The sequence below is a fragment of the Microbispora catharanthi genome (assembly GCF_006334915.2).
Lineage (GTDB): Bacteria > Actinomycetota > Actinomycetes > Streptosporangiales > Streptosporangiaceae > Microbispora > Microbispora catharanthi.
The window spans coordinates 501,317-524,481 of record NZ_VDMA02000002.1 but is presented as its reverse complement, the minus strand read 5'-3'; the positions used below and the strand labels follow the sequence as shown (position 1 = coordinate 524,481).

The window sequence follows — 23,165 nt, the reverse complement described above, 5'->3', positions numbered from 1 at the left end:
GTTTAACACAGCCCTGGCGCCGGTACCCGGCGCACGACGTACGAGGGAGATCGGATCCGTGAGCATCCGCGTAGGCGTCAACGGCTTCGGCCGTATCGGCCGCAACTTCTGGCGCGCTGTGGCGGCCAGCGGCAAGGACATTGAGATCGTCGCCGTCAACGACCTCACCGACAACGCCACGCTGGCCCACCTGCTGAAGTACGACAGCATCCTGGGCCGCCTGCCGTACGAGGTCAAGGCCTCGGCGGACGAGATCACCGTTGACGGCAAGGCGATCAAGGCGTTCGCCGAGCGCGACCCCGCCAAGCTGCCCTGGGGCGACCTCGGCGTGGACGTCGTCGTCGAGTCGACCGGTCTGTTCACCGACGCCACCAAGGCCAAGGTGCACGCCGACAACGGCGCGAAGAAGGTCATCATCTCCGCCCCGGCGAAGAACGAAGACGTGACGATCGTCATGGGCGTGAACCACGAGAAGTACGACCCGGCCGCTCACACGATCATCTCCAACGCCTCCTGCACCACCAACTGCCTGGCCCCGATGGCCAAGGTCATCAACGACACCTTCGGTATCGAGAAGGGCCTGATGACCACCATCCACGCCTACACGCAGGACCAGAACCTGCAGGACGGCCCGCACAAGGACCTGCGCCGCGCCCGCGCCGCCGCGCTGAACATCGTCCCGACCTCCACCGGCGCCGCCAAGGCCATCGGCCTGGTCCTGCCGGAGCTGAAGGGCAAGCTCGACGGCTACGCGCTGCGCGTGCCGATCCCGACGGGCTCGGCCACCGACCTCACGGTCGAGGTCGGCCGCGAGACCACCGTCGAGGAGGTCAACGCCGCGCTGAAGGCCGCCGCCGAGGGCGCGCTCAAGGGCTACCTCAGCTACACCGAGGACGAGATCGTCTCCAGCGACATCGTCACCGACCCGTCGTCCTGCATCTTCGACGCCGGCCTCACCAAGGTCATCGGCAACCAGGTGAAGGTCGTCGGCTGGTACGACAACGAGTGGGGCTACTCCAACCGTCTCGTGGACCTCATCGAGTACGTGGGCGCCTCCCTCTGATGATCGGAATCGACGAGCTCGACGTGAAGGGCCGGCGCGTGTTCGTGCGCGCCGACCTCAACGTCCCCCTCGACGGGGAGACGATCACCGACGACGGTCGCATCCGGGCGTCGGTGCCGACGATCAAGAAGCTGATCGAGCGCGGCGCGAAGGTCGTCGTCGCCGCCCACCTCGGCCGCCCCAAGGGCTCCGTCACGCCGAAGTACTCGCTCGCCCCGGTTTCCCGGCGGCTGGCCGAGCTGCTCGGCGAGGACGTGGCGTTCGCCGCCGACGTGGTCGGCGAGTCCGCGCAGAGCGTGGTGGCGAGCCTGCAGGACGGGCAGGTCGCTCTCCTGGAGAACCTGCGCTTCGAGCCGGGCGAGGAGTCCAAGGACGACGCGGTCAGGGGCGAGTTCGCCGGCAAGTTGGCCGCCCTCGCCGAGCTCTACGTCGGCGACGGCTTCGGCGCGGTGCACCGCAAGCACGCCAGCGTCTACGACCTGCCCAAGCGGCTGCCGCACGCGGCGGGCGACCTGATCCTCGCCGAGGTCGAGGTGCTGCGCAAGCTCACCGAGGACCCGGCCAGGCCGTACGTCGTCGTGCTGGGCGGCGCGAAGGTCTCCGACAAGCTCGGCGTGATCGCGAACCTGCTGTCCAAGGTGGACCGCCTGCTCATCGGCGGCGGCATGGCCTACACGTTCCTCAAGGCCCAGGGCCACGAGGTGGGCAAGTCGCTGCTGCAGGAAGACCAGATCGACCAGGTCAAGGGCTTCCTCGACGAGGCGGCCTCCCGCGGGGTCGAGCTGGTGCTGCCGGTGGACGTGCTGGCCGCCACGGAGTTCGGCGCCGACGCGCCGCACGACGTCGTGGACGCCACCGCGATCCCGGCCGACCGCGAGGGCCTCGACATCGGCCCCCGCACCCGGGAGCTGTTCGCCTCGAAGCTGGCCGACGCCCAGACCGTGTTCTGGAACGGCCCGATGGGCGTGTTCGAGTTCGACGCGTTCTCCGGCGGCACCCGCGCGGTGGCCGAGGCGCTGGTGAACTCCAAGGCGTTCACCGTGGTCGGCGGCGGCGACTCGGCGGCGGCCGTGCGCAGGCTCGGCCTGCCCGAGGACGGCTTCTCGCACATTTCCACCGGTGGCGGCGCGAGCCTCGAGTACCTCGAAGGCAAGACGCTGCCCGGACTCGCGGCGCTGGAGGAGTAGATGGCCCGCAAGCCGCTGTTCGCCGGCAACTGGAAGATGAACCTCAACCACCTCGAGGCCATCAACCTGGTGCAGAAGCTGGCGTTCACGTTGACCGACCGCGACTACGACAAGGCGGACGTCGCGGTCATCCCGCCGTTCACCGACCTGCGCAGCGTGCAGACGCTCGTGGACGCCGACAAGCTCCGCATCGCCTACGGCGCCCAGGACCTGTCGGCGCAGGACTCCGGGGCGTACACCGGGGAGATCTCCGGGGTCATGCTGGGCAAGCTCGGCTGCACGTACGTGCTGGTGGGGCACTCGGAGCGGCGGCAGTACCACGGCGAGGACGAGGCGCTGTGCAACGCCAAGGTCAAGGCCGCCTACCGGCACTCGCTGACGCCCATCCTGTGCGTGGGCGAGGGGCTGCCGGTGCGCCAGGAGGGCCGCCACGTCGAGCACACGCTGGCGCAGCTCGACGGTGCGCTGGAGGGCGTGCCCGCCGAGCAGGCGAAGTCCATCGTGATCGCGTACGAGCCGGTTTGGGCGATCGGCACCGGCGAGGTCGCCACGCCGAAGGACGCCCAGGAGGTGTGCGGCGCCATCAGGACGCGACTCGCCGAGCTTTACGGTGATGATGTGGCCTCTGTTGTCCGTATCCTTTACGGTGGCTCGGTGAAGTCGGACAACGTCGCCGGCATCATGGCGGAGGCCGACATCGACGGCGCCCTCGTGGGAGGGGCCAGCCTCGACGCGGGAGAATTCGCCAAGATCTGCCGATTTGGCGAGACCGCCGGCTAGCTGAGCCGTTTGGGGGGTGCGACTTGACACCAGGTCGTACCCTCAAAGAACACAATTGAATCGTCACGCCGATGGCATCGTGCACAACGCGTCGTGCACGCCCGGACATAGGAACAGGTCTACGGTGACAATCGGAATCTCCATCGCCCTCATCCTGTCGAGCGCTCTGATGGTGCTGCTCGTCCTGCTCCACAAGGGCAAGGGCGGCGGCCTGTCCGACCTGTTCGGAGGCGGGTTCTCGTCCTCCTTCGGCGGTTCGTCGGTGGTGGAGCGTAACCTGGACCGTCTCACCATCATCACCGGCATCGTCTGGTTCGTCTGCATCATCGCGCTGGGCTTCCTGCTCAAGCCGTAGCGGACGGCCTCCGGCCACGCGTGACAGAGATTCACCTCCCCCCGTCCGCGGGGCGATCGAGCAAGGAGTTCATCGGTGGGTAGTGGCAACGCGATCCGTGGCAGCCGAGTCGGCGCCGGCCCCATGGGAGAGGCCGAACGCGGCGAGGCCGCCCCCCGTGTGCGGGTCCCGTTCTGGTGCGCGAACATGCACGAGACGCGCCCGAGCTTCGCCAGTGACGCGGCCGTCCCCGAGTTCTGGGACTGCCCGCGGTGCGGGCTGCCGGCCGGGCAGGACCAGTCGAACCCGCCTGCTCCGCCGAAGAACGAGCCGTACAAGACGCACCTCGCGTACGTGAAGGAGCGCCGTAGCGACAAGGACGGCGCGCAGATTCTCGCCGAGGCGCTGGAGCGGCTGCGCTCCTCCTCCCGCCCGATCTACTAGAGGTGACGCGGCTCCGCCGCTGATTCCGGTACGGCACAGGCCCCCGATCCCGCCCGGATCGGGGGCCTCGTCATGCCCGGCGGCGGTTCAGCCCCAGTAGTGATCGCTCCAGACACGGATCACGACCGTGATCCGGCCGGCGTTGTCACCGAGACACCCGTCGGCGTCGTTGATCCGCAGCCGCAGTGGCCCGGAGCCGCCCGCCCGCAGTCTGCCGTAGCCTCCCACGGCCGTGAGCGAGCGCCCCGTCTTGGCGAGGAGGGTTCCGTACGTCTCGTCGTCGAGGATCTTGCAGCCCTGGTAGATGCGGGCGTCGGTGTCCCAGTCGTAGCCGTCGGCGTCCACCCGGTCGAACCTGGCGGCGTCGACCGTCCAGGAGCCGCGCAGGTACTCGACGCTGTAACGGTCGCCCCGCCGCACGTTCACCCCGGTGCTCTGCCAGCCCGAGGTGGCGCTGACCACGGACCGGTAGGACCGAAGGCTCTGGAAGGTGGTCGTCGTGGCTTCGGCGGCGCTCACGGGAATGAGCGCGAGGGCTGCGACGGCCGTCGTCGCCGCCGTGAGTGCGATGAATCCGCGCATGAGAGGAATCCCCTGCCGTGAAGAGGGTTTTCTCGACGGTAACCGCACGTCCTGCGCGATTCGCGGGGCCGGATCGCGCACCGGCCCGATGGGAACATCAGCCGCATCGAATGGCGACAAGCCGCTCGTTGACCAGGGCGAGGCGGCGTTCGATCTCGGGGACGAAGGCGGGGTCGAGCACGTCGCGATGCACCGCGACGCGTTCCGACGCCTCGTTGACCGCGTCCTCGACCAGTCGCAGCACGTCGTCCCGGCCGGTGGCGAAGCCCGCGGCGGCGGCCGCGTCGTGAGCGCGTACGACGGAGTCCGCGAAGGCGCGGGTGTCGTGGTCGAGCAGGTCGCGCAACCCGGACGCGCCGGCGGTCAGGGCGAGCGGCCACACGAGGGCCGACAGGTCGGCGAGGGAGACGACGTGCGGCAGCAGCCAGGCGCACCCGCACACCACGAGGAGGAGGAACGCCACCGCGCCCGCGCGACGGCGAGGGGTGAGGTCTCGCAGGTACATGGCCGCCAGGGGGCCGGTCCAGAGCAGGAAGTGCAGGAAGGGCAGCCGGGTGAGCCCTCCGGCGCTGACGTTGCCGAGCAGTGTGGTGGAGACCGCCGCGTCCAGGGCGCCGTAGCCGAGCGCCGCCGCGAGCACGGCGCCGTGCGCGGCGGTCCCGCGCCGGGCGACCAGAACGTGCGCCCAGCAGGCCAGGCACCACGCGAGCAGGGCCAGGGGGACGGTCGCGGCGAGCGGCACGCCGTCCATGTCGGGCCAGGAGTGCACGAGCGAGCCCGCGCCTCCGATGGCGATGATGGGCGGGCCGAGATCCAGCGGCGGCACGGAGGGCCGCCCGTCGGCGGGCAGGACCACGCGCCGCCCGGCCACCCGCAGGGTCTGCTCCCCGCCCAGCGGGGACGCCCGCGTCACCGCCACCTCCACCCGGCCGGACAGTCCCAGGGCGTCCAGGGCGGCGCCGAGCGCGGCCACCTGCGGGGGCGACAGCAGGAGGCCGCCGTCCGCCGCGGGCGGGAACTCGACGTCCCGGGAGAGGTCGGGGCTGGACGCGTTGTGGCGCTGTTCCCAGCGGAGCAACGCCGTACGCAGGTATTCGGCGTGGTCCGCCGTCTCCTCGGCGAGGCGGCGCCGCCAGGCGGACAGCGGGGAGCCCGCCGACCGGCCGGGCACGGCGAGCAGCGGCCAGGTGCGGGTCAGCACGTCCACGATCGTGTCGGCCCCCACGGCGACGCTGTTGCGCCCGGCGAGCACGGCCTGACTGTAGGCGGCCTCCCGCTCGGCGGCGGCGGTGCGGAGCCGCCGGTGCACCCGTCGTTGCAGGTAGCGGGCGAGCAGCAGCCCCTGGACGAGGCCGAACGCGGGCCAGACGAAAGGGGCGACCGACTCGGGACGGCTCCCGAGACGCAACGCGAGGGACGTCACGCCGCCCACGACCAGCGGCACGAGCACGCCGGCGGCCCCGCGTTCGATCACCGTCTCGGCGGCGAGCGGCGCGGCGAGGAGTGAGGGGGCGTCCAGGGGACGGCCGAGCGCCAGGGCCCAGGCGGCGACGTCGGCCGAGTCCAGGGCGAGGCGGTAGCGCAGCCGGATCCGGCCGCCCCGGCGGAAGAAGCGGAAGGCCAGCAGGTCGTAGGCGCAGCACGCGGCTCCGGCCGCGCAGGCGACGGCGGGCGGCAGCGTGCCCATGGCGATGGTCATCATCACGCAGGCGACCCGGCAGGCCAGCCGGATGTTGAGGTACACGCGCCGCAGGCCGTACGGGACCGAGCCGGCCGCCACCTCGCCGATGGGGGGCAGCGGCTCAGCCATCTGGCGGGGGCCGCCGGGTCTTCACCTTGGTCGCCCATGTCAGGAATCGGGAGATCTGCGGCAGCGACGGCGTGTCCTGCGTCCGGTCGGGCAGCCGGCCGTCGGACGTCATCGTCTGGAGGCGGGCGTGCCGGTTGAACTCCCGGCGCAGCCGTTCCCAGGCGCGGGACCGGGGATTGGCCCGCTCGGCCAGCCGTTCTGGCAGGCTCTCGGCCAGCGCGTGCGCGACGGCGGCGTTGACCCGGCTGTGCGGCGAGACGCCGAGGCGGATCTCCTCCTCGGGGTCCTCCGGTTCGGGCACCGGCCGGCCGGCCCGGCGCAGCACGGCGGCCCGCAGGGCGGCGGCGTCGGCCAGCTCGCTGCGGTGGTAGAAGAAGTCGGCCCCGGCCTCGCGGACCCGGCGCCGCACGGCGCCGTCGAAGAAATGCCCGGTCAAGACGATGACGCGGGTCTCGCGCCGGTCGCGGTGGCGGCGTACGGACTCGACGACGGAGACGCCGGGGAACTGGTCGTCGTTCCTGCGCTCGTCCGCGGCGTCCACCAGGACGACGTCGACGCCACGCCACTGCTCGCCCCACGCGGTCGCGGCGGGATGGTCGAGCGAGGCGACGATCTCAAGCTCCTCGACCGCTGAGAGGATGGCCGTGATCCCGGCACGGCTGATGTCGTCGTCGTCCACGACGACCAGCCGGATTCCGGTGTGCGGCGCGTGCTCGGTCCCGTTCACGTCACCCCCGGGGGGACGGATGCACGCAATCATCACCGGTCAAGATCGGGTTGGTCAAGTATGCCCGTGAAGCTCCCGGATCATGAACGCGGTCCCGGCGGGAGTGGTCAGTTCTTGTGCCAGGCCGACACCCGGACCGAGACGCCGCCGGTGGCCCGGTCGGCGCGCTTGACCGAGACCGCCGCCAGATCGCCCTCGGAGTCGTCGCGCAGGCAGATCGTCCGGCCGGCAGGCACGCTGCCGAAAGGCAGGTCGGTCACCGGCCGCTCGTCGATGGCCTGGTCGCAGGCGTCGGGCGACGCCTCGCCCTTGACGACGGCCGCGGTCGTGTCCGACGCCTTGCTGAAGAACGCGCGGCGGTCGTCCCCCAGCCCGTAGCCCAGGCTCCAGCCCCCGCTGAAGGCTCGTACGGCCTTGCCGCCGGTCAGGTCGATCTCCAGGTCGCCGATCGCGTACGGGGAGGGCACCCACTGGCCCTCCTCCTTGATCGGGGGAAGCGTGATCGGGCGGTCCCGGTAGACGATGTCGTACCGGGGCGCGGCCGGCACGGAGGACGGGGAGACCATGGGAGTGGGGGGAGTGGGGAGCGGCGTCCGCGGCTGAGGGACGGACGAGCCGGCCGCCGTGACCGGAGGGGAGGACGCGCCGCTCCCGGTGGGCAGGTCCTGCGGCCGGACGACGACGAGCGCCGTCACGGCGGCCAGCACGGCCGTTCCGGAGACGGACAGCGCCAGCGTCCTGCGGCTCACGCCCCGCGCGTTCCCGTTGCCGTACGCGGAGCCGGAGGGCGTGGCGGGAACGGTGGGGGCGGCAGGCCGGAGCGGGGCGGGCGTCGGCGTCTCCGGCAACCGCGCCCGGTGGGTCAGCTCGGCGTCGAGCACACGGGGCAGCCAGCCCTCGCCGAACACCACGTCGCCGCCCAGCAGGTCCCGTACGGTCGCGAGCACCTCCCGTGGCAGCGGACGCCTGCCGGGGTCCTTGTCCAGGCAGCGGGCCAGCATGCCCCGCATCCCGTCCGGGCAGCCGGACAGGTCGGGCGGCTCGTGCACGATGCGGTACAGCACCACGGGATCGGGACCGCCTCCGAAGGGCGACCGTCCGCTCACCGCGTAGGCGAGGAGGACGCCCAGCGCGAAGACGTCGGTCCGGGCCTCACAGGTCGCGCCGAGGGCCTGTTCCGGCGCCATGAAGGCGGGGGACCCGATACGGAACCCGGCGGCGGTCAGGCCGCTCGCGTCGGCGGCCCTGGCGATGCCGAAGTCGATCACCCGCGGGCCGTCCGCCGCGAGCAGCACGTTGGAGGGTTTGAGGTCGCGGTGCACCACCCCCGCCGCGTGGATCGCCTGCAGGGCCTCGGCGATCCCGGCCGCGATCAGCAGCACCGTGCGCGGCGGCAGCGCGCCGAGCCGGGAGACGGCCTGCTGGAGCGAGGGCCCGGGCACGTAGGCCGTGGCCAGCCAGGGCAGCGGGTCGTCCGGGCCGGCGTCGAGCACCTGGGCGGTGAACAGGCCGTGGATGCGCCGGGCCGCGGCCACCTCCTGGTGAAACCTCCGGCGGAACTCGGGGTCCTCGGTGAGCTCGCGGCGCACCACCTTGACCGCGATGGGCTTGCCGCCGGGGGTCGCGGACAGGTACACGCTCCCCATGCCGCCCGCGCCCAGCCTGGCCCGGAGCCGGTATCCGCCCACGATTCGCGGGTCGTCGTCGCCCAGCGGCTGGAAGACCGGTGAGGGCGACGGCTCTGGCGGTACGGACGGCATCGGGCGGCTCCGGTGAAGGAGGGGTGGTCCTCCCGGGGAAGATACGCCGCCCGGATGCGCGGTCCGGTGCTACGGATCACGCACCCGGACTCGTAGGGGAGGGCGGCCGAAGGGCCGTCACGTATGCGCCGACTCCCGGCTCGGGGCGCGGTACACGGCCGCGGCGATGCGGGTGAACGAGCGGATCAGCGGGTTCGCGTCGGCGCTGTTCCAGGCCAGGACGAGGCGGCTGGGCGGCATGTCGGCCAGCGGCACCGACGTGAGCCCCTCGGGCAGCGCGTGGGCCGTCGGCGCCAGCCCGACCGTGCCGTTCCACAGAACGGCCTGCAGGCACTCGTGGACCGTGCGCACCACCGGGCCGTCCCTGAGTCCGCCGCCGGGCGTGGTGGCGTTCCAGTAGGCGCGCCAGACGGGATCGGTGCCGTCGGGCAGCCGGAACCACGGGCGGTCGGCGAGATCGCTCAGCCGCAGGGTCTCGCGGCGGGCGAGCGGATCGTCGGCCCGCAGGACCGCCCCCATGGGGTCGGAGCGCAGCAGGCGGGTGGTGATCCCGGTGTCGTCGAACGGCTCCCTGGTGAGGGCGACGTCGACGAGGCCGGCCCGAAGGCCCGTGGTCGGGTCGGTGAAGTCGGCTTCACGGACGCGGACCTGGACTCCCGGGTGACGCCGGCGGAAGGCCGCGGCGAGCCGGGCACCGGCCTGCTCGGCGCTGTCCGCGAGAGTGCCGATGGTGAGGGTGGCGGCGCCGGCCGCGGCGGCGACCCGGGCGCGCACCCGCTCGGCCTGCTCCAGCAGCGCGCGCGCCTCGTCGTAGAGCGCGGCGCCGGCGGCGGTCAGCGTGACGCCGGAGGGCGACCGATGCAGCAGGAGGGCGCCGAGATCGGCCTCCAGATGCCGTACGGCGCGGCTCAGCGGCGGCTGGGTCATGTGCAGGCGCGCGGCGGCCCGCCCGAAGTGGCGCTCCTCGGCGACCGCCACGAAGTAGCGCAGCGAGCGTAGGTCCATCACCGGCGACGATACCGGCACGGTATCGGGCGTGCGCAAGCGGTGTTGGACGCGCCGGAGCATCCCGTAATGGACTGGAGCGGCCCTGTTGCCAGGCTCTCCAAGGATTGGATGCGATGTCCGAACACATGCTGCCCGAGCCCGTCGTGCGGATCGAGGAGGTGCGGGAGCTCGCCCGCGACCTGGTGGTGATCCCCAACCGCCGGGTGCAGCTGGTGCCCAACATCGGCGTCATCGGCGGCGCGCACTCCGTGCTGGTCGTCGAGACCGGAATGGGCCCGCGAAACGCCGAGACCGTGCTCGCGTTCGCGGCGGAGTACGCGGCGGGCCGCAGGCTGTACCTGACCACGACGCACTTCCACCCGGAGCACGCGTTCGGGGCGCAGGCGTTCGCCGGGGAGGCGACGTTCCTGGTCAACCGGGCGCAGGCCGAGGACCTGGCCACGAAGGGCGCCGCCTACCTCGACATGTTCAGGGGACTCGGCGAACCGGTCGCCCGGCAGCTGGAGGGTGTCGAGATCGCCACCCCGGACGTCGTCTACGACGACGCGTACGACCTCGACCTGGGCGGCCGGGTGGTGCGGCTGCGGGCCGCGGGCCGGGCGCACAGCAGGGGCGATCAGGTGATCACGGTCCCCGACGCCGGGGTGATGTTCACCGGCGATCTCGTGGAGGCCGGGCAGTTCGCCATCTTCCCGTGGTTCCCGCCACACGACACCGACGTGTCCGGCATCCGCTGGATCAGCGTGATGCGGCGGCTCGCCGACGCGTCGCCGCGGGTGGTGGTGCCCGGCCACGGCGACGTCGGCGGCCCGCGGCTGCTCGCCGACGTCCGCGACTACCTCGAGCTGCTGCGCGACGAGACCTGGGCGCGCCGGGACTCGGCCGTGAGCGAGCGGACGATCGTCGAGGAGGTCGGGGCGCTCATGATCGAGCGGCACCCGGAGTGGGCCGGCCGGGAATGGATCGAGAAGGGCGTCGGCTGCCTGTGCGCCGAGCACCCCGCGTGATGCGCGCGGCGGCGCCTGCGCGGGGAGCGCGTCACAGGCCGCGTTCGTAGGCCGGCACCACCGCCCGGATCCGGTCGCGTGCCCCCGAAGCACCGTCCTGGTCAGCCGTGCACCTGTTCGCCGTCGAGGAACGTCATGACGACCTCGGTCGTCCAGATGTCCTTCGAGTCGAGGGCGAAGGGGTCGCGGTCGAGCACGACGAGGTCGGCCGGGCGGCCCTCCTCGATCACCCCGGCGGGGGAGCGGTTGATCCAGGCCGAGCCCTCGGTGTAGGCCGTCATGATGGTCCGCAGGTCGAGGCTCTGCTCCGGCAGGAACGGGGTCTGGGCGGTGGGGTAGGTCGCGTGGACGGAGCCGCCCGGCTCGGTGCGGTTGACCGCCACGTGCATGGCCTCCAGGGGCTTGGCCGAGGAGACCGGCCAGTCCGAGCCTCCGGCGAAGCGGGTGCCGTGCCGTACGAGGTCGGCGAAGGGGTATTGCCAGGAGGCGCGCTCCTCGCCGAGGTAGGGGATGCACAGCTCGTCCATCTGCAGGTGGTGGGTGGCCCACAGCGCCTGCAGGTTGGCCGTCACACCGAGCTCGGCGAAGCGCGGCACGTCCTGCGGCGTGATGATCTGCACGTGCGCGATGTGGTGCCGGTTGGCGGGGTCGGTGCCGGTCAGCGCGTCGAGCGCCTCGCGCACGGCCCGCTCGCCGATGGCGTGGAAGTGCACCTGGAAGCCCAGGGCGTCGAGCTCCTTGACATACCCGCCGAGCAGCGCGGGGTCGATGTACGACAGGCCGGTGCCGCCGCAGCGGCAGTAGGGCTCGATGACGGCGGCGGTGAAGTTCTCCGGGATGCCGTCCTGCATGATCTTGACCGAGGTCGCCCGGAACCGGTCCAGGCCCTCGGCCGTCGCGCGCCGCTCGACCAGGCTCGGGATCTGCTCCGCGCCCTGCGCGCGGTCCCACCACAGGGCGCCGACCACGCGCGCCTTCAGCCGCCCGGAGGAGGCCGCGGAGATGTAGGCGGGCAGCTGGTCGTCCGACCCGGCGTACGACCCGACGATGGCGTCCTGCCAGCCGGTGATGCCCAGCGAGAACAGATGGGCCTGCGCGTCCATCAGGGCGGCGTCGACGTCGGCCGGGGTCGGGCGCGGGGTGAGCAGGCCGACGAGGTCCATGGCCCCCTCGTGCAGCACGCCGCTCGGCGTGCCGTCCGGGTCGCGCTCGATGCGGCCGTCCGCGGGGTCGGGGGTGTCCTTCGTGATGCCGGCGAGCTCCAGAGCCCGCGTGTTGACCCAGGCGGCGTGGTGGTCGCGCTGCACGAAGTACGCCGGGCGGTCGAGGAAGTCGAGCTGGGACCGGTGGGGGAGGCCGCCGGGGAAGGCCGACATGTCCCAGCCGCCACCGTCGATCCACGCCTTGTCCGGATTTCTCCCGGCATAGCCGCCGATCTCCGCCGTGTAGGCGTCGAGCCCGTACACCTCGGACAGGTCGCACTTGGCCCGCTCCAGCCCGGCCTGCACCGGGTGGATGTGGGCGTCGGTGAACCCCGGCGTCAGCAGGCCGCCGCCGAGGTCCACCGGCTCGGCGTCCGGCGCCAGCCGTACCAGGTCGGACTCGGCGCCGACGGCGGCGATGACGCCGTCGCGGACGAGGACCGCCTCGGCGAACCCGCCGGGGACGAAGACGCGGCCGCCGCGGAACAGGAGGGAGGAACTCACGTGAAGCCTTTCAGTGCCCGGTGATCTTGTCGGCGATCCTGGCCAGTACGGACGTCCTGGTCATACCCCTGCTCTCGCGGGCGTCGGCCAGGCGGTAGAGACGGTACATCGAGTGGACGCCGAGCCACCGCAGCGGCTCGGGCTCCCAGGCGCGCACTCGCCGGTCCACCCACGGCATCCGGGTCAGGTCGGTGTCGCGGCGCAGCACCAGGTCGCACAGCGTGCGCCCGGCCAGGTTGGTGGTGGTCACGCCGTGGCCCGTGTAGCCGCCCGCCCAGCCGAGGCCGGTCGCGGGGTCCACGTGGACGGCCGAGCACCAGTCGCGCGGCACGCCGAGCACGCCCGACCAGGCGTGCTCCACCCGCGACCCGGCGACGGCGGGGAAGAACGCGACCAGCAGGTCCCACAGGGCGTCCACGGTCCAGTCGTGCGTGTGCCCCCGCTCGTCGATCCTCGACCCGTAGAGGTAGGGCCTGCCGCGCCCGCCGAAGGCGATGCGGTCGTCGGCCGTCCGCTGGGCGTACATGTAGTAGTGCGCCATGTCGCCGAGCAGCTCGCGGCCCTGCCAGCCGATCTCCGCCCAGACCCGCTCGGGCAGCGGCTCGGTGACGACCATGGAGCTGTTCATGGGCAGCCAGTCGCGATGGTGACCGGTGATGGTGGCGGTGAACCCCTCTGTGCAGCGCAGCACGTGGTCCGCCCGCACGGTCCCGTACGGCGTGACCGCCGCTGCCGGGTGTGTCGTCCGGCCCGGCGTGATCGCGGTCACCGGGGTCCGCTCGTAGATCTCTACACCCAGGTCCCGTACGGCCCGCGCCAGGCCGCGGACGAGCTTGGCCGGCTGGATCCTGGCGCAGTGCGGGCTCCAGGTGGCCCCGGTGGCGTCCGCGACGCGCAGCCGGTCGTTCATCTCGTCGGTTGTCAGCAGCCGGACGTCGTCGACGTCCCAGCCCCAGGCGCGCTGGCCCGTCAGCTCCTCGCGCAGCCGCAGGTCCTGCGCGGGGCCGCGGGCGACGGTGAGCAGGCCGCCCTTGACGATGTCCGCGTCGACGCCCTCCTCGCGGGCGACGCGGATGACCTCGTCGACGGCCTCGAACATCGCGCGCTGCAGCCGCCGGGCCCCCTCCCGTCCGTGGGTCTTGGCGTACCGCTCCGGTGAGCCGGCCAGCGCGCCGGTCAGCCAGCCGCCGTTGCGTCCCGACGCGCCGAACCCGGCGAACTCCTTCTCCAGCACGACGACCCGCAGCGACGGGTCGGCCTTCTTCAGGTAGTAGGCGGTCCACAGCCCGGTGTAGCCCGCGCCGACCACGGCCACGTCGGCCTGCAGGTCGCCGCCGAGCGGCTCTCCGGGCGCGGGCACCCCCAGTGACCGGTACCAGAAGGACACCTCACCGTTGACGAAACCGGGGGACAGGGGAGCGGTCATGGGGCACATCCTGCTATATCCGTGCTCATCTCGCTATTCGGCGACGGATGTCGTGGAGATCCGTGGAGACACATGCGGATAACCGTAGTCGTAACGTCCTCCATCGAAAGGAAACGATCGGCTCACCGCCGTGTAGCAAACGTGTAACAGGCCTCCGGCACGCTGAAGACCAGCGCAACGGAGGGAGCGGGTAGCGATGGGGTTCTTCCGGATCCGTACGACCGTGGACGAGCGGCCCGGGCGGCTGGCGTCGCTGGCGACCGCCCTGGCCGACAAGGGCGGCAACATCCTCGGCCTCTCGGTGCAGCCCGACACGGACGGCACGGTCGACGAGTTCGTCACGGACATCCCCGCCTCCCCCGAGGCCGTACGCGAGGCGCTGGAGGCCGCGGGCGGGAGGCGGGTGCGGATCGTGCCCGCCACCGCGCACGAACTGACCGACGAGCCGACGCGTACGCTGCTGCTCGCCGCCCGGCTGCGCTCGGCTCCCTGGCGCCTGCCGGAGATCCTGGGCGAGCTGCTGCGCGCCGACGACGCCCGCTGGGTGTACGGCGCGACCGCCGCACGCTCGCGGACCGAGGACGGCGAGCGCGACGATGGGGAGGCTCTCGAGCTGCCCGACCCGACCCTGCTCGTGGTGCCCGTGGCGCCGCGGCGGTCGATCCGGCTGCGCCGCTCCGGGCTCCCGTTCACCCTGACCGAGGCGGCCCGCGCCGCCGCGATGGTGAGGCTGGCGCAGCCGCCGGCGGAACCGTCCGCGGCCGAGGGGCCGGTGCGGCTCGCCGACGGCGCGGAGGTGCAGGTCAAGCCGCTGACCTCGCTCTATCGCGAGGCGCTGCGCGACCTGCACGAGCGCTGCTCACCCGAGACGCGCAGGTTCCGCTACTTCACCGCCAACCCCACCCTGCCGCCGCACATGTTCGACCGGCTGTGCGACCGGGCCCGCGGCCAGTCGCTCGTCGCGGGGCGCGACGGCCAGGTGGTCGCGCTCGCGTCGCTGATGTTCTCCGCGGATCCCGGCATCGCGGAGATCGCCCTTCTCGTGGAGGACCGCTGGCAGGGCCGGGGCCTCGGCGGCCGGCTGGCCCGGATGCTTCTCGCCCAGGCCAGGGACCTCGGCTTCGCCGAGGTGCGGGCGACCCTTCTGTACGACAACACGCGCATGCGCAGGCTGCTCGGCTCCCTCGGCGCGACGCTCACCCACACCGAGGATCCCGGTGTGATGGAGGCGCGGATCGCCGTGGGCGTGATGGCGACGGCATCCCCGAGCTGACGTCCTCACGGGTGATCCTCCTGGTCCGGTGTAGCTCAGGGCACCGGACCAGGACGGGTCGCCGCGGTGCGTCACCGCCGCCCGCCGAACTGCCAATCATGCACCTCGATGCCGGCGTACCGGTCTCGGGTCAGGACGGCCCGTGCCGCGTCCGGGTCCGGTGCCCGGACCAGCACCGCCGTACCCAGCCAGGTGGCGCCGTCGTCGGACAGCAGCGGCCCATACGCGATCAGCTCGTCCCGTTCGGGCGGTGGGACGAGGTCGACGGCCTCCCCGGACCCCAGACCCAGCACCAGATATCGGTTGCCGCCGTCCCTGCCGCCGGGGAAGTCCCACATGGTGCGCCCCAGCACGTCGCGCCATCGCCGTACCATCACGTCCCGATACACACCGGCCTGGTAGTTGGGCTCGTCGAAGGCGAACGCACGCGCCGTGGCGGGATCCGGCAAGTCGACGATGTGCACGCTGCCTGTGGCGATGCCGGTGACGCGGTCGAAGGTCGGGCCACGGGCGATCATCTCCGCGTCGTACCGGTCCATGTAGGACCAGTGCTCTTCCAGCAGCTCGTCGCGCAGCGCCCCCGAGCCGGGCCGATCGCGGTGATAACAGAAGAACTCCATGCGGAGACTACCTACCATGCTGGAACACCAGGAGGAACTCGGGTACACGTGGTCTGTGGACTTCGACGAGGCGGCCGACCGGCTCTACGGCATGGTGCCCGAGGAGTTCACCTCGGCCCGCGACGCGCTGGCCAAGGAGGCGAAGGCGGCCGGTGACGCCGCGCTGGCCAAGCGGATCAAGGCGCTGCGCAAGCCCACCGTCGTGGCCTGGGCCGTCAACCGGACGGCCCGCGAACGGAGCCCGGAGCTCGGCCGGCTGCTCGACCTCGGCCGGCGGCTGCGGGAGGCCTGGCGGGGCCAGGACGCCGACGCCCTGGCCGAGGCGGGCCGCGAACGGACCCCGCTCGTCGCCCGTCTCGTGCGGTCCGTACGCGAGGCGGCGGAGGAGGCCGGGCATCCGCTCGCCCCGGCGGCCGACCTGGAGATCGAGCAGACCCTCGACGCCGCCGTGGTGGACGAGGAGGCGGCCGAGCAGGTGCGCCTGGGGCAGCTGACCCGCCCCCTGAGCTACAGCGGCTTCACCCCCGCCCCTGTCGTACGGCCCGCCCCCGAACCCGCAGCACGCACGAAGCCCACGCCGAAGGCCGAACCCGAGGCCGAGCGCCACGCCGGCGACGAGGAGCGGCGGGAGCGCGAACGGCGCGAAACCGAGCGCCGGGAAGCCGAACGCCGTCGCCGGATCGAGAACCTCGAAAACGCCCTCGCCGAGGCCGAGCAGGCCGCGCAGGAGGCGGAGCGCGGCCGCGCCGACTGGGAGGCCGAGCGGGCCGAGGCCGTACGCGAGCACGACCGGCGCGCGGCCAAGGTCGAGACGCTCACGGCCAGGCTGGCCAAGGCCAAGGACAAGCTGAACGCGGCCGAACACCGGCTGGAGGTCGCCCGCCGGGAGGAGACGAACGCCGAACGCGCCGCCCGATCCGCCCGCCAGCGTGCCGAGCAGGCCCGCGCCACCCTCGACGGGGCACGATCCGCCGACGAATGATGGCGCGGCACTCAAGGAGCGGAGCGGGCGGGAGGGAGGACCGCAGCGAAGGCCCAGCGCAGCGGGCTTCGCGAGGACCGGAGCTTCCGCCCGGCGCAGTGACGTCTCTCCGCAGTGACGTCTCTCCGCCTGCGGCCTCCGACTGTGACAGTTATCTGCCGGCGTGCTCGGTCGGCGGGAAGTGGAACGGCCGGGCGGAGGCGTGTGCCCCGGCCCGTCCGTTCCGTTGTGATCTCCCGTCAGGGGGAGGCGATCCGCCCCAACGACGGTGGGATCTTGTGCGCGGCGGCGCGGTCGAGCAGGAACAGCGTGCGCTGCCGCCCGTGCGCCCCGGCGGCCGGCACCTGGAACGGTCCGGCGTCGGACAGTGCCATCCTGACCGCCTGAGCCTTCTCCTCGCCCGCCGCGACGACCCAGACCTCCCTGGCGGCCCGCAGCGCGGGGAACGTCAGCGACAGCCGGGTCGGCGGCGGCTTGGGGGAGCCGTGCACGGACACGACCGGCCGCTCCTCCTCGTAGACGGCCGGCTGGCCGGGGAACAGCGAGGCCACGTGGCCGTCGGGGCCCATGCCGAGCAGCAGCACGTCGAACGACGGCACCGGCCCGTGGTCCTCCGGCCTGGCCGCCTTGGCCAGCTCCATCGCGTACGCGTCGGCGGCCTCCTCTGCGGTCATCCCCGAGTCGGGGCCGGGCATCGGGTGCACCCGCGCCGGGTCCACGTCGACGTGGTCGAGCAGGGCCTGGCGTGCCCCGGTCTCGTTGCGCTCGGGATGGCCGGTCGGCAGGAACCGCTCGTCGCCCCACCAGATGTCGAGCGCCCGCCAGTCGATGGCGTCGTGCGCCGCCGTCCCCGCGAGGGCGGCCAGCGTCGCGATGCCCACGGTGCCGCCGGTCAGCACCAGGTGCGCCGAACCGCGGGCCGCCTGCGTGTCCACCAGCCGCGTGATGAGGCGGGCGGCCACGGCCTGGGCCAGCAGTTCGGCGTCGCGGTGGACGATGACGGTGGGAACGCCGGTCACGCCCGTCCCCGCCCCTTCATCTCCGCCAGCCGGCGGATCGAGGCGGCGTAGATGTCGTCGGGATCGAGCCTGCGCAGCTCCTCGGCCAGCAGCTCCGAGGTCGGCCTGCGGGCCAGGGCGACCCGCCGGTCGGGGTTGCCGGGCCGCGACAGCGTGGCGAGCCTGGCGTCGGTCCTGCTCACCGTCAGCTCGCCACCGCCCTCGATGGACAGCCGCACGCCCGTCAGGCCGGGGCCGCCGGAGTCGGCGATCTCGATCGGCGCCTCCAGCCGGTCGCACAGCCAGGCGGCCAGCAGCGGCGCGCTGGGGTTGCCCGCCGCGGCCTCCACCACGCCCCCGGTGATCTTCCCCATGGGCTGGTCGAAGGCTGCGGCCAGCAGGCTGCGCCACGGCGTGAGCCGGGTCCAGGCCAGGTCGGTGTCGCCGGGGACGTAGCTGCCGGCCCGCGAGGAGATGGCGGCGACCGCGTCTCCGGCCGATCTGGCGTCCATGATCCGGCGGCTGCCCAGGTGCCCGATCGGGTGCTTGGCGGGGATCTCCGGGCACTCGCCCGGCCACCACACCACCACCGGCGTGTCGGTGAGCAGCAACGGCGTGATCACCGAGTCGGCGTGCTCGGTCAGCTCGCCGTACAGGCGCAGCAGCACGACCTCGCCCGGCGCCGACTCGCCCACGCGGATCTCCGCGTCCAGCCGGTTGGACTCGGCGGGATCGCGGATGATCACCATGAGGATGCGCGAGGGATGCTCCCGCGCCGCGTCGGTGGCCGCGCGCAGGGCGTCGTACTGCCCCGCCTCGTCCACCACCACGACGAGGGTCAGCACCATGCCGACGGCGGGCGCGCCCATCTGGTGCCGCAGGCGGGTGAGCGTCGAAGAGATCTTCGACGCGGTCGTCTCGGTCAGGTTGAAGGTCGTCACACCGCTCTCCGCTCGCTCCACCCCAGATGCGCCGCGCTGACAGCCACGCTCACAGCCGCCTCCACGCGCGTCCGTCCCTGGCCAGCATCGCGTCGGCCGAGGCGGGACCCCAGGAGCCGGACGCGTACCCCTCGGGCTGGCCCTGGGAGGCCCAGAACTCCTCGATCGGGTCGAGGATGTTCCACGACAGCTCCACCTCCCGCTGGTGCGGGAACAGCGGCGGGTCGCCGATGAGCACGTCGAGCAGCAGCCGCTCGTACGCCTCGGGGGAGGACTCCATGAACGACTCGCCGTAGGCGAAGTCCATGTTGACGTCCCTGACCTCCATGGCCGTGCCCGGCACCTTGGAGCCGAAGCGCACCGTGATGCCCTCGTCCGGCTGGACGCGGATGACCAGCGCGTTGTGCCCGAGGATCTCGGTGTCGTCCTTGCTGAACGGCAGGTGCGGCGCCCGCTGGAAGACGACGGCCACCTCGGTCATGCGGCGGCTGAGCCGCTTGCCCGTACGCAGGTAGAACGGCACCCCGGCCCACCGGCGGTTGGCCACCTCCAGCTTGACCGCGGCGTACGTCTCGGTGGCGGAGTCGGGGGAGATGCCCTGCTCCTCCAGGTAGCCGACGACGGGCTCGCCGCCCTGCCAGCCCCGCACGTACTGGCCGCGGGCGGTGCCGGCGGCCAGGTCGGCGGGCAGCTTGACGGCCCGCAGCACCTTCTCCTTCTCCCGGCGCAGCGCGTCGGCGTCGAAGGACGTGGGGTCCTCCATCGCGACCAGCGCGAGAAGCTGGAGCAGGTGGTTCTGGATCACGTCACGGGCCGCGCCGATGCCGTCGTAGTAGCCGGCCCGGCCGCCGATGCCGATGTCCTCGGCCATCGTGATCTGGACGTGGTCGACGTAGCCGCGGTTCCAGATCGGCTCGTACAGCGTGTTGGCGAAGCGGAGCGCCAGGATGTTCTGGACGGTCTCCTTGCCGAGGTAGTGGTCGATCCGGAAGACCGAGCTCTCCGGGAACACCGCGCTGGTGATCGCGTTGAGCTCCTGAGCGCTCTTCAGGTCGTGCCCGAACGGCTTCTCGATGACGACCCGGCGCCAGGAGCCCTCGGGGCCCTTGGCCAGGTTCGTCCGCTTGAGCTGCTCGATCACGAGCGGGAAGAACTTCGGCGGCACCGACAGGTAGAACGCGTAGTTGCCGCCGGTGCCCCGGGTCTCGTCGATCTCCTTGAGCATCATGGCGAGCACGTCGAAGGCGCCGTCGTCGCCGAACTCGCCCGGGCAGAAGTGGATGCCCTCGCTGAGCTGCTTCCAGACCTCCTCGCGGAACGGCGTCCGCGCGTGCTCCTTGACCGCCTCGTACGTGACCTGGGCGAAGTCCTCGTGCGCCCAGTCGCGGCGGGCGAAGCCGACCAGGGAGAAGCCCGGGGGCAGCAGCCCCCGGTTCCCCAGGTCGTAGATCGCCGGCAGCAGCTTGCGCTTGGCGAGGTCGCCGGTGACGCCGAACAGCACGAGCACGCACGGCCCGGCGACCCTGGGCAGGCGCCGGTCGCGCGGGTCGCGCAGCGGGTTGGCGGCCATGGTCAGCTCGGTGGTCGCGGTCGTGGCGGCCTGAGCGGCGGCCAGGACCGCCCGCTCCGCGCTCGTCAGGTCGTCCCCCGCCTCCTGCGCGGCGCTGCGCGACTCCTGCGTCTGCAGGGCGTCGCCGGCGGGGGCCTGCGGCTCCTGTTGCTCCGTCATGTGTCCTCCCCGCGGACGGGCCCTTCGCCAGTAACGCATCGCATGGTCAGAGCTCCTCCGCCACGGAGAGCAGGTGCCTGACCCCGGCGACGCGGTCGGTGAGGTGCAGACGCACGGCCGGCCTGCCGCGGGAGGTCAGGGCTCCCAGGTCGCCCAGCGCCTGCGCGAGCTGCAGCCTGCCCAGCGTGTAGGGCTTGCCCGGGACCTCGACGTCGTCGGTCACCGCCCCGGTGATCTGCAGGAACACACCCGACGCCGGCCCGCCCTTGTGGTACTGGCCGGTGGAGTGCAGGAATCGCGGGCCCCAGCCGAACGTGACCGCGTGGTCGGTGCGGTAGTCGAGCAGCGCCCGCAGGGTGGCGACGTCGGCGCTCGCCCAGGTCTCGGTCATCTCCTCGAAGGACGCCTCGCCGACGACCGCCGCGTCGAACGCGGCCTCGCGGTCGAGGTACGCCATGATCGCCAGGTAGCCGCGCTCGGGGATCGCGCGCAGCAGCCAGGTGAGGACGTCGGCCAGGTTCTTGAGGTCGCCGGGCAGGTCGCCGTACACCTCGACCGGGCCGTCGGTGAGCACCGGAGTGCCGGTCGGCAGCGGGCCGTCGCCGGCCTCCTGCAGGATCCGGGTGGTGTTCTCCTTCGACTCGGCGACGTTGGGCTGGTCGAACGGGTTGATCCCGAGCACCCGGCCCGCGACGGCCGTGGCGTACTCCCAGACGAGGAACTGCGCGCCGAGCGGGCCGTCGACGGTCGTGCCGCTGTCGGGCCCGATGGTGACGAGGAACTGGTCGTCCGCCTCGGCGGCCTCGGCGCCGACGACGGGCAGGATGCCCTTGCCCTCCTTGCCGGTCGACTCGGCGATGAGCTGCTCGATCCAGTCGGGCAGGCCCGTGATGTCGGACGGCGCGTCGCGCAGGATCAGCTTGTCGCGCCCGTGCAGCGCCCGCGCGCCGAGCAGCGCGCCGAGCTCCAGGCCCGGGTTGCCCTCGTCCTGCGCGAGCAGCGGCGCCACCGCGGCGGCGTCGTCGAGCAGCCTGGTCACGTCGGCGCCCGCCAGGGCGCTCGGGACCAGGCCGAACGCGGTGAGCGCGCTGTAGCGGCCGCCCACGTTCGGGTCGGCGAGCACGACCGGATATCCGGCCTCGATGGCCGTCCGCTCCAGCGGGGAGCCGGGGTCGGTGACGACCACGATCCGCTCGGCCGGGTCGATCCCCGCGTCGCGGAACGCCTGCTCGTAGACGCGCCGGTGGCTGTCGGTCTCGATCGTGCCGCCGCTCTTGCTCGCCACCACGACGATCGTGCGGTCGAGCCGGTCGGCGAGCGCGCGCCGCACCTGGTGCGGGTCGGTCGTGTCGAGGACGGTCAGCGGCGCGTCCTCGGTGGCGCAGATCACCTCGGGTGCGAGGGAGGAGCCGCCCATGCCGGCGAGCACCACGTGGTCAAGGCCCTCGGCGCGGGCCCGCTCCACCAGCTTGGCGATCTCCGGGAGCAGCTCCCGGCTGCTGCGGGGCAGGTCGAGCCAGCCCAGCCGGATCGCGGCCTCGGACTGCGCCTGCGGGCCCCACAGCGTGGAGTCGCCCGCGGCGAGGGCCGCGGGCACCCCCTCGGCCACGAGCTTGTCCTTGACCGCCGTGACGGCGTCCGCCTCGTCGCCGAGGGTTACCTCGATTGTCATATGCAGCTCAGGCCTTCCGCAGCTCGCCGTCGACGGTTTCGAGAAGCTCGGTCCAGGACGTCTCGAACTTCTCGACGCCCTCCTCCTCCAGCGCGCGGACGACGTCGTCGTAGTCGATGCCGGCCTGCTTCAGCGAGGCCATGACGTCCCACGCGTGCTGATAGAAGGGGCGGATCGTGTCGCCCGAGATCCGGCCGTGGTCGGCCGAGGAGTCCAGCGTCTTCTCCGGCATGGTGTTGACGATCCCGGCCGTGACCAGCTGCTCCACGTACAGGGTGTCGGGGTAGTCGGGGTTCTTCACGCCGGTGGAGGCCCACAGCGGGCGCTGCGGGTGCGCGCCGGCCGCGCGCAGCGTCTGCCAGCGCGGCGAGTTCATGACCTCCTCGTACGCGGCGTACGCCAGGCGGGCGTTGGCCACGGCGGCCTTGCCCTTCAGCTCGGCGGCCTCCGGCGTGCCGATCTTGTCGAGGCGCTTGTCGATCTCGGTGTCGACGCGGCTGACGAAGAACGACGCGACCGACTCGATCGTGGCCAGGTTGAGGCCGTTGGCCTTCGCCTTCTCCAGGCCGCTCAGCCAGGCGTCCAACACCTGGCGGTACCGCTCCAGCGAGAAGATCAGCGTGACGTTGACGCTGATGCCCTCGGAGATGGCCTGGGTGATCGCCGGCAGGCCCTCGACGGTCGCCGGGATCTTGATGTGCACGTTGGGCCGGTCGACCAGCCACCACAGCGCGCGGGCCTCGGCGATCGTCGCCTCGGTCTTGCGGGCCAGGCGCGGGTCCACCTCGATCGACACGCGCCCGTCGACGCCGCGGGTGGCGTCGAAGACCGGCCGCAGCACGTCGGCCGCCCAGCGGATGTCGAACGTGGTGATCGCGCGTACGGCCTCCTCGACCGTCACCCCGCGGGCGGCGAGGTCGCGCAGCTGCGCGTCGTAGGCGTCGCCCTTGCTCAGCGCGGAGGCGAAGATCGTGGGGTTGGAGGTGACCCCCGTCACGTTCTTGTCGCGGATCAGGGCGGCGAGGTTGCCGGAGCGCAGCCGCTCCCGGCTGATGTCGTCCAGCCAGATGGAGACTCCGGCGTCGGTCAGCCGCTTCAGATTCTCATTCATCCTTC

21 protein-coding genes are annotated in these 23,165 nt (G+C 72.5%); 8 read left to right on the top strand and 13 right to left on the bottom strand.

What is annotated here, in order from left to right:
* The first annotated feature begins 58 nt into the window (after positions 1–58).
* The 5 genes from gap to FH610_RS05555 all read left to right on the top strand — a co-directional run bounded on the left by gap (position 59) and on the right by FH610_RS05555 (position 3,808).
* Complete coding sequence (gene gap / locus FH610_RS05575) at positions 59–1,063, top strand: type I glyceraldehyde-3-phosphate dehydrogenase (protein WP_139573155.1); 1,005 nt, start codon at positions 59–61, stop codon at positions 1,061–1,063.
* Positions 1,063–2,250, top strand: a complete 1,188-nt coding sequence (locus FH610_RS44225) for a phosphoglycerate kinase (RefSeq protein WP_139573154.1) — start codon at positions 1,063–1,065, stop codon at positions 2,248–2,250. The genes gap and FH610_RS44225 overlap by 1 nt, the downstream gene beginning before the upstream one ends.
* Positions 2,251–3,030, top strand: a complete 780-nt coding sequence (tpiA, locus tag FH610_RS44220; RefSeq protein ID WP_139573153.1) for a triose-phosphate isomerase — start codon at positions 2,251–2,253, stop codon at positions 3,028–3,030.
* Between the two features lie 124 nt (positions 3,031–3,154).
* Positions 3,155–3,385 (top strand): preprotein translocase subunit SecG, encoded by a 231-nt coding sequence (secG, locus tag FH610_RS05560; RefSeq protein WP_030507323.1) that lies wholly within the window; start codon positions 3,155–3,157, stop codon positions 3,383–3,385.
* 75 nt (positions 3,386–3,460) lie between these two features.
* The gene (locus FH610_RS05555; protein WP_139573152.1) at positions 3,461–3,808 is read left to right on the top strand and encodes an RNA polymerase-binding protein RbpA; all 348 of its coding nucleotides are present in this window, start codon (positions 3,461–3,463) and stop codon (positions 3,806–3,808) included.
* An 87-nt stretch (positions 3,809–3,895) separates the two neighbouring features.
* Here the strand turns inward: FH610_RS05555 and FH610_RS05550 are convergent, their stop codons facing one another.
* From FH610_RS05550 to FH610_RS05530, 5 genes are all read right to left on the bottom strand, one after another.
* Complete coding sequence (locus FH610_RS05550; protein ID WP_139573151.1) at positions 3,896–4,390, bottom strand: hypothetical protein; 495 nt, start codon at positions 4,388–4,390, stop codon at positions 3,896–3,898.
* Between the two features lie 97 nt (positions 4,391–4,487).
* A complete protein-coding gene (locus FH610_RS05545; RefSeq protein WP_139573150.1) occupies positions 4,488–6,200 on the bottom strand; it encodes a hypothetical protein in 1,713 nt (570 codons plus the stop codon).
* The gene (locus FH610_RS05540; RefSeq protein ID WP_161627924.1) at positions 6,193–6,927 is read right to left on the bottom strand and encodes a response regulator transcription factor; all 735 of its coding nucleotides are present in this window, start codon (positions 6,925–6,927) and stop codon (positions 6,193–6,195) included. The genes FH610_RS05545 and FH610_RS05540 overlap by 8 nt, the downstream gene beginning before the upstream one ends.
* A gap of 107 nt (positions 6,928–7,034) precedes the next feature.
* Positions 7,035–8,687, bottom strand: coding sequence for a serine/threonine-protein kinase (locus FH610_RS05535; RefSeq protein WP_139573148.1), 1,653 nt, complete (start codon positions 8,685–8,687; stop codon positions 7,035–7,037).
* A 117-nt stretch (positions 8,688–8,804) separates the two neighbouring features.
* Positions 8,805–9,692: a LysR family transcriptional regulator gene (locus FH610_RS05530; RefSeq protein ID WP_139573147.1), complete on the bottom strand. Its 888-nt coding sequence runs from the start codon at positions 9,690–9,692 to the stop codon at positions 8,805–8,807.
* A gap of 116 nt (positions 9,693–9,808) precedes the next feature.
* Here FH610_RS05530 and FH610_RS05525 point away from each other — a divergent pair, with 116 nt between their 5' ends.
* A complete protein-coding gene (locus tag FH610_RS05525; protein ID WP_139573146.1) occupies positions 9,809–10,702 on the top strand; it encodes an MBL fold metallo-hydrolase in 894 nt (297 codons plus the stop codon).
* Between the two features lie 101 nt (positions 10,703–10,803).
* On the opposite strand, the gene FH610_RS05520 is transcribed toward FH610_RS05525, so the two are convergent.
* Both FH610_RS05520 and FH610_RS05515 read right to left on the bottom strand, forming a co-directional pair.
* Entirely contained in the window at positions 10,804–12,408 is a 1,605-nt protein-coding gene (locus tag FH610_RS05520) for an amidohydrolase (protein WP_139573145.1), read from the bottom strand.
* A gap of 10 nt (positions 12,409–12,418) precedes the next feature.
* Positions 12,419–13,834, bottom strand: a complete 1,416-nt coding sequence (locus tag FH610_RS05515; RefSeq protein WP_139573144.1) for an NAD(P)/FAD-dependent oxidoreductase — start codon at positions 13,832–13,834, stop codon at positions 12,419–12,421.
* A gap of 196 nt (positions 13,835–14,030) precedes the next feature.
* Between FH610_RS05515 and FH610_RS05510 the strand changes: the two genes are divergently transcribed.
* A complete protein-coding gene (locus FH610_RS05510) occupies positions 14,031–15,107 on the top strand; it encodes a GNAT family N-acetyltransferase (RefSeq protein ID WP_139573143.1) in 1,077 nt (358 codons plus the stop codon).
* Positions 15,108–15,178: 71 nt separating this feature from the next.
* On the opposite strand, the gene FH610_RS05505 is transcribed toward FH610_RS05510, so the two are convergent.
* On the bottom strand, positions 15,179–15,727 hold the full coding sequence (locus tag FH610_RS05505; RefSeq protein ID WP_139573142.1) for a YciI family protein: 549 nt from the start codon (positions 15,725–15,727) through the stop codon (positions 15,179–15,181).
* Between the two features lie 16 nt (positions 15,728–15,743).
* On the opposite strand from FH610_RS05505, the gene FH610_RS05500 reads away from it, so the two are divergent.
* A complete protein-coding gene (locus FH610_RS05500) occupies positions 15,744–16,709 on the top strand; it encodes a hypothetical protein (RefSeq protein ID WP_139573141.1) in 966 nt (321 codons plus the stop codon).
* A gap of 239 nt (positions 16,710–16,948) precedes the next feature.
* Here the strand turns inward: FH610_RS05500 and pgl are convergent, their stop codons facing one another.
* From pgl to tal, 5 genes are all read right to left on the bottom strand, one after another.
* Positions 16,949–17,728, bottom strand: coding sequence for a 6-phosphogluconolactonase (gene pgl / locus FH610_RS05495; protein WP_139573140.1), 780 nt, complete (start codon positions 17,726–17,728; stop codon positions 16,949–16,951).
* Positions 17,725–18,648: a glucose-6-phosphate dehydrogenase assembly protein OpcA gene (locus tag FH610_RS05490; protein WP_139573139.1), complete on the bottom strand. Its 924-nt coding sequence runs from the start codon at positions 18,646–18,648 to the stop codon at positions 17,725–17,727. Before FH610_RS05490 ends, pgl begins: the two co-directional genes overlap by 4 nt.
* 49 nt (positions 18,649–18,697) lie before the next feature.
* Positions 18,698–20,218 carry a glucose-6-phosphate dehydrogenase gene (zwf, locus tag FH610_RS05485; protein WP_139573251.1) on the bottom strand — a complete coding sequence of 507 codons (1,521 nt, stop codon included), beginning with the start codon at positions 20,216–20,218 and terminating at the stop codon, positions 18,698–18,700.
* A 205-nt stretch (positions 20,219–20,423) separates the two neighbouring features.
* Positions 20,424–22,049, bottom strand: coding sequence for a glucose-6-phosphate isomerase (locus tag FH610_RS05480; protein WP_139573138.1), 1,626 nt, complete (start codon positions 22,047–22,049; stop codon positions 20,424–20,426).
* A 7-nt stretch (positions 22,050–22,056) separates the two neighbouring features.
* A complete protein-coding gene (tal, locus tag FH610_RS05475; protein WP_139573137.1) occupies positions 22,057–23,160 on the bottom strand; it encodes a transaldolase in 1,104 nt (367 codons plus the stop codon).
* Positions 23,161–23,165: the final 5 nt, after the last annotated feature.

What these genes read in the sequence shown, in the direction of transcription:
- FH610_RS44225 (WP_139573154.1), top strand. Translation starts at nt 1,063, where the DNA reads ATGATCGGAATCGACGAGCTCGACGTGAAGGGCCGGCGCGTGTTCGTG.
- tpiA (WP_139573153.1), top strand. Translation starts at nt 2,251, where the DNA reads ATGGCCCGCAAGCCGCTGTTCGCCGGCAACTGGAAGATGAACCTCAAC.
- FH610_RS05550 (WP_139573151.1), bottom strand. Translation starts at nt 4,390, where the DNA reads ATGCGCGGATTCATCGCACTCACGGCGGCGACGACGGCCGTCGCAGCC.
- FH610_RS05545 (WP_139573150.1), bottom strand. Translation starts at nt 6,200, where the DNA reads ATGGCTGAGCCGCTGCCCCCCATCGGCGAGGTGGCGGCCGGCTCGGTC.
- FH610_RS05535 (WP_139573148.1), bottom strand. Translation starts at nt 8,687, where the DNA reads ATGCCGTCCGTACCGCCAGAGCCGTCGCCCTCACCGGTCTTCCAGCCG.
- FH610_RS05530 (WP_139573147.1), bottom strand. Translation starts at nt 9,692, where the DNA reads ATGGACCTACGCTCGCTGCGCTACTTCGTGGCGGTCGCCGAGGAGCGC.
- FH610_RS05525 (WP_139573146.1), top strand. Translation starts at nt 9,809, where the DNA reads ATGTCCGAACACATGCTGCCCGAGCCCGTCGTGCGGATCGAGGAGGTG.
- FH610_RS05515 (WP_139573144.1), bottom strand. Translation starts at nt 13,834, where the DNA reads ATGACCGCTCCCCTGTCCCCCGGTTTCGTCAACGGTGAGGTGTCCTTC.
- FH610_RS05510 (WP_139573143.1), top strand. Translation starts at nt 14,031, where the DNA reads ATGGGGTTCTTCCGGATCCGTACGACCGTGGACGAGCGGCCCGGGCGG.
- FH610_RS05505 (WP_139573142.1), bottom strand. Translation starts at nt 15,727, where the DNA reads ATGGAGTTCTTCTGTTATCACCGCGATCGGCCCGGCTCGGGGGCGCTG.
- FH610_RS05500 (WP_139573141.1), top strand. Translation starts at nt 15,744, where the DNA reads ATGCTGGAACACCAGGAGGAACTCGGGTACACGTGGTCTGTGGACTTC.
- zwf (WP_139573251.1), bottom strand. Translation starts at nt 20,218, where the DNA reads ATGGCCGCCAACCCGCTGCGCGACCCGCGCGACCGGCGCCTGCCCAGG.
- FH610_RS05480 (WP_139573138.1), bottom strand. Translation starts at nt 22,049, where the DNA reads ATGACAATCGAGGTAACCCTCGGCGACGAGGCGGACGCCGTCACGGCG.
- tal (WP_139573137.1), bottom strand. Translation starts at nt 23,160, where the DNA reads ATGAATGAGAATCTGAAGCGGCTGACCGACGCCGGAGTCTCCATCTGG.